At 72.9% G+C, this 1,952-nt stretch carries 2 protein-coding genes; one reads left to right on the forward strand and one right to left on the reverse strand.

What is annotated here, in order from left to right:
• Nucleotides 1-184: 184 nt before the first annotated feature.
• Nucleotides 185-868, reverse strand: a complete 684-nt coding sequence (gene pyrE, locus D1643_RS10755) for an orotate phosphoribosyltransferase (RefSeq protein WP_160710605.1) — start codon at nucleotides 866-868, stop codon at nucleotides 185-187.
• Between the two features lie 186 nt (nucleotides 869-1,054).
• On the opposite strand from pyrE, the gene D1643_RS10760 reads away from it, so the two are divergent.
• Entirely contained in the window at nucleotides 1,055-1,678 is a 624-nt protein-coding gene (locus D1643_RS10760; protein ID WP_160710606.1) for a thermonuclease family protein, read from the forward strand.
• The last annotated feature ends 274 nt before the right edge of the window (nucleotides 1,679-1,952 follow it).

Here is a 1,952-nt window from a genome sequence, read left to right on the forward strand (position 1 = left end):
CGCGCCCGATCGACTGGCCGCCATCCGCCGTCTGCGCCGTGGGGCCGCCTGCGGCGCAAGGGGGCATGCGGCACCTGGCCCGCCGCGGGCGCTCCTACGCCGAGCACGCGGCGCCCACGACGAGGCCACGGGCGCCGTCGCGGGCGCCCGTGGCCGGGCAGCCTCGGCGAGCTGGCTCGGCTCCCTATGCCTCGGCGCCCCACTCGGCGTAGTAGGCGTCAAGCGCGGCGGCGACGTCATCGTCGATGACCGCGCGCCCGCCCACCTCGCGCCCGGCCAGGTACTCGCGCACCTCGGCCATCGACACGATGGACGCCACGGGGAAGCCGTAGCGCTCCTCGATCTCGCGCTGCGCGGTCACCACGCCGCCGCGCCCGCGCTCCATGCGGTTGAGCGATACGACGAGTCCGCGCACGTCCACGTCGGCCGCCGCCTTCAGGATCGGGTAGGTCTCGTCGATGGACTTGCCTGACGTGGTCACGTCCTCCACCATCACGACGCGGTCGCCGTCGCGCAGCTCTGACCCGAGCAGGCTGCCCGCGTCTGCGCCGTGGTCCTTGGCCTCCTTGCGGTTGGAGCAGTAGCGCGCCTCCTTGCCGTAGAGCTCGCTGAGCGCCATGGTGGTGACCACCGCAAGCGGGATGCCCTTGTAAGCCGGCCCGAACACCACGTCGAAGTCGAGCCCGAAGCTCGCGTTGATGGCCTGCGCGTAGTACAGGCCCAGGCGGTGGAGCTGCTCGCCGGTGACGTAGGCGCCCGCGTTCATGAAGAAGGGGGACTTCCGACCGCTCTTCAGGGTGAAGTCGCCGAACTTCAGCACGTCGCTTGCCACCATGAACTCGATGAACTCCTGCTTGTAGGCCTCCATGGGCGCCTCCCCGTCCTCGGGCCGCGCGCGGCGGCCGTCTGTCTACATACGGCCAACATGATACCCGATGACCGCAGGCGCTCGCGGCCGCTCGGATAAGATGGATCCGAGAACAGCCGATGGCGGCTAGGCGAAAGGACGCGGAAGATGGGCGATGCGAAGAGGGACGGCGAAGGTGGGCGCGCGATGAGGCGAGTGCTTGACGGGCTCGTGCTGCGCCACCCGGTCGTCACGGTGGTGGCGGCGCTCGCGCTCGTGCTGGCCGTCGGCGGCGGGGCGGCGGGCTTGGGGCCGGACGGCCTCGGGGCGGGATCGGATCGCGCGCCGGTGGCGTCCGGGGCGCCGGGCGACCCGGACGGGGCGGCCCTTGAGCAGGCGACGGTCGTGCGGGTGGTGGACGGCGACACGCTCGTCGTGTCCATCGACGGCCGCGAGGAGCGCGTGCGGCTCATCGGCATCGACTGCCCGGAGAGCGTGGCGCCCGAGCCTGAGCGCAACACGCCTGAGGGCGAGGATGCTGCGGCCTTCACGAAGAGCCTGGTCAAGCGTGGTGACGCGGTGTGGCTCGAGCGCGACGAGAACGATGTCGACCAATACGGCCGCCTGCTGCGCTACGTATGGCTGGAGGAGCCGGCCAGCCCGGACGACGCGGGCGAGATAGGCGAGAAGATGCTCAACGGCGTCCTCGTGCGCGAGGGCTACGCCCAGGCGCGCCGCTATGGCGATGACGTCGCCCACGCCTCAGCCCTGGAGACGCTTGGCCGCGAGGCCTCCGGGGCCGGCCGCGGCGTCTCCGGCAGCTGGGGCTAGCCCCGCCGGCCCTCGCGACGGGGAGGTTGGCGCCTCGGCCGCCTCGGGCCGTGCGCGCCGCAGCACCCCGCTCCCGCGTGTGCTCCGTCCGTGCGCCGGCGCCCCGCTTCCATGCACCCCCTGCCAGCGCCCGCATCCCGCGTCCCGCCCCCTCTCGCGCCGCTTCCTTGCGCGCACTGGCGTTCCGCCTCTGCCCACGCCCCACATCCTGCCAGCGTCCGCATCTCGCACCCCGTCCTTCCCGCGCTGCGCCTGCACCCCGCATCCCGCCCCC

Source organism: Enterorhabdus sp. P55, assembly GCF_009911695.1.
GTDB lineage: Bacteria > Actinomycetota > Coriobacteriia > Coriobacteriales > Eggerthellaceae > Enterorhabdus.